The sequence below is a fragment of the Kocuria sp. genome (genome assembly GCF_030536815.1).
Classification (GTDB): domain Bacteria; phylum Actinomycetota; class Actinomycetes; order Actinomycetales; family Micrococcaceae; genus Kocuria; species Kocuria gwangalliensis.
On the sequence record NZ_JAUNPE010000032.1, the window covers coordinates 1 to 6,207 of the forward strand.

The 6,207-nt window shown below is 63.5% G+C and carries 6 protein-coding genes; 3 read left to right on the plus strand and 3 right to left on the minus strand.

Going from position 1 to position 6,207, the window contains the following annotated elements; translation table 11 throughout:
* The 3 genes from Q4E95_RS04935 to Q4E95_RS04945 all read right to left on the minus strand — a co-directional run.
* A partial coding sequence (locus tag Q4E95_RS04935) for an iron chelate uptake ABC transporter family permease subunit (protein ID WP_303382252.1) occupies positions 1-287 on the minus strand: 287 nt, incomplete at its 3' end.
* 23 nt (positions 288-310) lie between these two features.
* Positions 311-1,426 (minus strand): ABC transporter permease, encoded by a 1,116-nt coding sequence (locus tag Q4E95_RS04940; RefSeq protein WP_345311082.1) that lies wholly within the window; start codon positions 1,424-1,426, stop codon positions 311-313.
* Positions 1,423-2,388, minus strand: coding sequence for a siderophore ABC transporter substrate-binding protein (locus Q4E95_RS04945; protein ID WP_303382253.1), 966 nt, complete (start codon positions 2,386-2,388; stop codon positions 1,423-1,425). Before Q4E95_RS04945 ends, Q4E95_RS04940 begins: the two co-directional genes overlap by 4 nt.
* A 418-nt stretch (positions 2,389-2,806) precedes the next feature.
* Here Q4E95_RS04945 and groES point away from each other — a divergent pair, with 418 nt between their 5' ends.
* From groES to Q4E95_RS04960, 3 genes are all read left to right on the plus strand, one after another.
* Complete coding sequence (groES, locus tag Q4E95_RS04950; RefSeq protein ID WP_095798825.1) at positions 2,807-3,103, plus strand: co-chaperone GroES; 297 nt, start codon at positions 2,807-2,809, stop codon at positions 3,101-3,103.
* 108 nt (positions 3,104-3,211) lie between these two features.
* Positions 3,212-4,810, plus strand: a complete 1,599-nt coding sequence (gene groL / locus Q4E95_RS04955) for a chaperonin GroEL (protein ID WP_303382254.1) — start codon at positions 3,212-3,214, stop codon at positions 4,808-4,810.
* Between the two features lie 153 nt (positions 4,811-4,963).
* Positions 4,964-6,207, plus strand: a 1,244-nt coding sequence (locus Q4E95_RS04960) for an acyltransferase (protein ID WP_303382255.1), incomplete at its 3' end; no start/stop codon positions are given.

A 6,207-nucleotide genomic window follows, 5' to 3' on the forward strand; every position in this document is an offset into this window, starting at 1 on the left:
AGCATGAACAGGGAATCGAAGCCCATGATGGAGGGCGTCAGGATCCTGTTGGAGGTGACCGTCTGGAACAGCACGGTGGAGACACCCACGCAGAAGGCCACCAGGACCATGGTGAACACGCGGTTCGCGCGGCGGGGGAGCACGTAGGCGGCATTGGAGTCGAGCCCCAGGAACAAGTACAGGCCGATGCACACGAGCGCCAGGACGCCGATACCGGCGGTGACCACGGCCGGCGACACGGATCGCACGACAAAGCGTTTGCGCTTCTGCTGAATGGCGCTGGGCATCGGCAGAGCGGAGGACTTGGGGGTCATCGGGAACGAGCTCGCTTCCGCAGCAACATGGCCAAGAAGATAGCGGCACCCACCACGGCCACCACGGTGCCCACGGGAATTTCGAACGGAAAACGGATCACACGGCCCACAATGTCGCACACGAGCACGAAGCCCGCGCCGAAGACGCCCACCCATGGAACCGAGCGGCGCATGTTGTCACCGATCAGCAGTGACACGATGTTGGGTACCACCAGGCCCAGGAACGGAATGGAGCCGATGGTCACGACCACCACGGCGGAGATCAGGGCCACGATGGTCATGCCGAGCGCCATGATGCGCTTGTAGTTCACCCCGAGGGTCGTTGAGACGTCCTGGCCCATGCCCGCCACGGTGAAGCGGTCGGCGGCAATGTAGCCGATCAGGGTCAGCGCGGCCACGAGCCAGAGCAGTTCGTAGCGGCCCTTGATCACTCCGGAGAAGTCGCCGATCATCCAGGTGTTCAGCGTCTGCAGCAGGTTGAATCGGTAGGCGAAGAACGTGGTGATTGCGGCAATCACATTGCCGAGCATGATGCCGACCAGCGGTACGAGCAACGCATTGCGCAGCGGGATCTTTTGCAGCACGGCAAGGAACAATGCGGTACCGCCCACGGCGAAGACCGCGGCCACACCCATCTTGCCGAGCAGGGGAGCGCTCGGGATCAGCACGGTGACGGCGAGCAGACCCAGGGAGGCGGATTCCACGGTGCCGACCGTGGAGGGCTCCACGAATTTATTGCGTGCCATTTGCTGCATGATCAGGCCGGCAACGGCCATGGCCATGCCGGCAAGAATCACGGAGATGGTGCGCGGGAAACGGGAGACGGAGAGGAGATGGAAGGACTCTTGGAGTCCGGCGGTGTCCCCGCCGGCCACCTGACGGATCAGGGTGGCCGGCGTGACATCCGCGACGCCCACGAACGTTGAGATCACTGCCAGGACGAAGACCGCGAGGGCCGCCGTCACCAGGGCGCCGTTGGAGCGGAGCAACCGCTTGAAGGGCCCGGGTGTGGTGGCCCGGTCCGTGCGGTTGGTCCTTCCACGGGTTGCAGCGGGTTCGGGAACCGAACCGTTGCCGCCGGTGTTCTCAGGTGCGCGAGCGATAGTGCTCACGTCAAGCTGTCCTGAACTTCAGTGATCATTGCGGGGAAGTTGTTCAGGCCGGGTCCCACGATGTACCACGCGGAGGGATCCAGGTAGGTGATCTGGTCCTTGGTGGCGGCGGTGGTCTGGTTGACCAGGTCGTTGTCCAGTACCTGCTGCGCGGCCTGACCGGATTCTCCCTGGCCCACGGCCACGTCGCGGTCGATCACGTACAGGCGGTCCGGGTTGGCCTCGGAGATGGCCTCGAAGGAAAGGGACTCGCCGTGGCTGCCTTCGGACTGCACGTCACCGGCGGGTTCCAGGCCCAGGGTGTCAAAGATGATGTTGCCGAAACGCGAGCCGGGGCCGTAGGCGTTGATCTCGCCGGCGTTGGTCATCAGGAACATGGCGGAACCCGCGTCGGCCGCGGCTTGTTTGGTGTCGGAGATCTGCTGGTCCACATCGGCCAGCTTGTCCTCGACCTCGGACTCCTTACCCAGGATCTGCCCGATGGTCTCGGACTGCTTCTTGAACGAAGCCACCGGATCCTTCTGATCCATGGTCAGATCCACGGTGGGTGCGATTTCCGAGAACTGGTCGTAGAAGTCGGCGGTGCGACCGGAAATGATGATCAGGTCCGGGTTGGCGGCGGAGATCGCTTCCATGTCCGGTTCCTTCATGCCACCGGCGTTGACGTACTTCTCGTCCTGGTACTTCTCGAACTCGTCCGGCAGGGACGCGGGCTTGGGGAGGCCGTCGACCTCTTCGCCCAGGGCCTCGAAGCTGTCGATCACACCCAGATCCATGGAAATCACGGTCTCGGGGTTCTTGGGGACCTCGGTGGTGCCCTGGACGTGCTCCACGGTCACGGTTTCGTTCGACGAACTTTCCTCGGAGGAGGAGTCGCCGGCGGCTTCGGTGGAGCAACCGGTGAGAGCGAGCAGGCCACCTGCGGTGAGCAGTGCCATGGCCTTAGGGCTGATGCGGTTCATTACGTTCCTCAAGTGTCAGGGAAGGTGCGAGATCGTGCGGCCGCGCAAGCCGGTGGCGATGCCGGGTAGGTACGACGGCGCCGTCGTCCCCTGACCCGCGGATGCATCGTCTTAGGATTGCCTTACCTGACAAGCTATCGGGAGCCGTCTCGTGTGCGCAAACTAATAGCGAATATATTAATGTCCTAAATGACTTCACCGGCGAGTGAACGTTTGGCACTCGCCTTGACCGACTGCCAGCCCAACCCTAGAGTGACTATTGGCACTCTCCGGGTGAGGGTGCTAAGGGCCAGGCGCTCAATCGGCACCGCGACGACGGTTGGCACGCCAACTGGCTCGTAGCGCATCCGCGGTCACGGGACCCCGTGAACCACCGTGGGCGCTCACCGTCTCATACGCCTAAAGAAAGGGAGAGATCGTGTCGGTCTCCATCAAGCCTCTCGAGGACCGCATTGTGGTCCAGCCACTGGCCGCCGAGCAGACTACTGCTTCCGGTCTGGTCATCCCCGATACCGCCAAGGAAAAGCCCCAGGAGGGCACCGTCCTGGCTGTGGGTCCGGGCCGCGTCGACGACAAGGGCAACCGCATTCCCGTGGACGTCAAGGAAGGTGACCTGGTCATCTTCTCCAAGTACGGCGGAACCGAGGTCAAGTACAACGGCGAAGAGTACCTCGTGCTCCCGGCACGCGACGTGCTGGCTGTCATCGAGAAGTAAATCTTCCACAACCTTTCTGCGCGGTGCCCGCTGCGCCTACTCGTGAGTGGGTGGCGCACGGGTACCGCGTTTTTCATTCTTAGTCTTCTCGCCCGATAAGGAGCACACATGCCCAAGCAGTTGGCGTTCAACGACGCCGCTCGCAAAGCCCTTGAGGCCGGTGTCAACCGGCTAGCCGACACTGTCAAGGTCACCCTCGGCCCGCGCGGGCGCAACGTTGTCCTGGACAAGAAGTGGGGCGCCCCCACGATCACCAACGACGGCGTCACCATTGCTCGCGAAGTAGAGCTGGACGACCCGTACGAGAACCTCGGCGCGCAGCTCGCCAAGGAGGTCGCCACCAAGACCAACGATGTTGCCGGTGACGGCACCACCACCGCGACCGTGCTGGCTCAGGCACTGGTCAAGGAGGGTCTGCGCAACGTGGCCGCCGGTGCAGCGCCCAGCGAGATCAAGCGTGGAATCGAAGCCGCGGTGGAGGCCGTCTCCCAGCGACTGCTGGACAACGCCCGCCCGGTCGAAGGCCAGGACGTGGCCCACGTGGCCGCGATCTCCGCGCAGTCCACCGAGATCGGTGAGCTGATTGCTCGCGCGTTCGAGACCGTGGGCACGGACGGCGTCATCACCATCGAGGACGGCTCCTCCACAGAGGTCGAGCTGGAGGTCACCGAAGGTATGCAGTTCGACAAGGGCTACCTCTCGCCCTCCTTCATCACCGATCAGGAACGTCAGGAAGCCGTCCTCGAGGACAGCCTGATCCTGCTCTACCAGGGCAAGATCTCCTCCGTGCAGGACCTGATGCCCGTTCTGGAGAAGGTGCTGCAGGCCAAGAAGCCGCTGACGATCATTGCAGAGGACGTCGAGGGCGAAGCCCTGTCCACCCTGGTGGTCAATAAGTTGCGTGGCACCCTGGACGTCGTCGCCCTGAAGGCTCCCGGTTTCGGTGACCGCCGCAAGGCGATCATGCAGGACCTGGCCGTGCTGACCAACGGCACTGTGATCACCGCCGAGCTGGGCATTTCGCTGGACAGTGTTGACCTGACCCAGCTGGGTACCGCTCGTCGCGTGAGCGTGACCAAGAGCCTGACCACCGTGGTGGACGGCGGCGGTACGGCCGAGCAGATCGCCGATCGCGTGGCTGAGATCAAGGCAGAGGTGGAGCGCACCGATTCCGAATGGGATCGCGAAAAGCTCCAGGAACGTCTGGCTCGTCTGGCCGGCGGCATCTCGGTGGTCAAGGTGGGCGCCGCCACAGAGGTGGAGCAGAAGGAACGCAAGCACCGCATCGAAGACGCCGTCTCCTCGACCCGCGCCGCACTCGAAGAGGGCATCGTGGCCGGCGGCGGTTCCGCTCTGGTGCACGCATCCAAGGCGCTCGACGGCGCCGAACTCGGTCTCGACGGCGACGCCGCCACGGCCGTGGGTATCGTGCGTCGCGCCCTGGTCCAGCCCTTGCGTTGGATCGCAGAGAACGCCGGACAGGACGGCTACGTAGTGGCCTCCCGCGTGGCGGACCTCGAGCCGGGCCACGGCTACAACGCCGTGACGGGAGAGTACGAGAACTTGGTCTCGGCCGGCATCATCGACCCGGTCAAGGTCACCCGTTCCGCCCTGCAGAACGCCGCATCCATTGCCGCTCTGGTGCTCACCACCGAAACTCTGGTGGCCGAGAAGAAGAACGACTCTGAGGATCACCACCAGCACTGATCTGCTGCGATGAGATCCACGCTGACCGGCGGTTCGCCCACATCACGGGCGGGCCGCCGGTTTTTCAGTGCGTGGATCCAGTAGCTGTCCTTACGGGCGGTGACGACGGACCTCGATTCTGCATGTCAACTCGAGGGGGTTAAGGTGGCAGTCATGCCCGAAACCCTTCCCCCACGGTCGAGCGCGCCCCACGTTCGCCCCGACGTCGTCTCGCGCTATTCCGGTTTCCGAACCGAAGTGCAGGGTTTGCGCGCCGTAGCGGTCCTGCTGGTGGTGATTTACCACGTGTTCCTGGGCCGGGTGTCGGGCGGTGTGGACATCTTCTTGTTGATCTCCGCGTTCTTCATGACGTTGTCCTTTGTGCGCAAGATCGAAAGCGGTCGCCCGCTGGCCATCGGCCGGTACTGGTTGCACACGTTCAAGCGCCTGCTTCCGCTGGCCACCGTGGTGATTCTCGTGACGATCGGGTTGCTCACGGTGTTTCCCGAGTCCTCGGTCGCGCAGTTCCGCTGGGAGGCCCTGGCGTCCGTTTTCTACGTGGAGAACTGGGCTCTTGCGGCGTCGTCGGTGGATTATTACGCGGCGGATCATTCCACGGCCTCGCCGTTCCAGCATTTCTGGTCCCTGTCCGTTCAGGGCCAAGTCTTCTTGTTGTGGCCGTTGATCTTTGGTTTCGCGTGGCTACTACGACGCCGCACACGCATCAGTTCGGTGCCCATTCTGGCGGTGTGTTTCGGGTTGATTTTTGCGGCGTCCATGATTTTTTCGGTGATCACCACCGAGACTCAACAGGCTTACGCCTATTTCGACACCCGTGCCCGGTTGTGGGAGTTCGCGCTGGGTTCTCTGATCGCCTTGGCGATTCCCTACCTCAATCCGCCGCGGGTGCTGCGCATCATCCTGGGGTGGGTGGGCATTGTGAGCATGGTGTCCGTGGGCATCCTGGTGGACGTTCAAGGTGCTTTTCCGGGCTGGATCGCTCTGTGGCCGCTGCTGTCCGCGGCCGCAATCATCGTGGCCGGTAACACCGAGTCCCGGGTGGGGTTCGACCGGTTTTTGTCCTGGCGGCCCGTGGTGAAGTTGGGCGACGCCGCCTACGCGTTGTACCTGGTGCATTGGCCGCTGCTGGTCACGTACCTGGTCATCATGGATCGTCCCTGGGCCGGACCGCGTTCGGGTGTTGCGCTGGTGCTGGTGTCGATTGTTCTGGCGCTGGTGCTCACGGCGTTCATTGAAAACCCGCTCAAGGCGTGGACGTGGCCCGAGCAGACCAAGCGCCGACTGGCACTCGTGATCATCGCGTGTTTAGCGGTGGTTTCCACTGCGGTACTGTCCTGGACCGCCGTGGACGCCCACCGCAGCGCGCAGTTGGAAGCGGAGGCCGCGCGCAACAACCC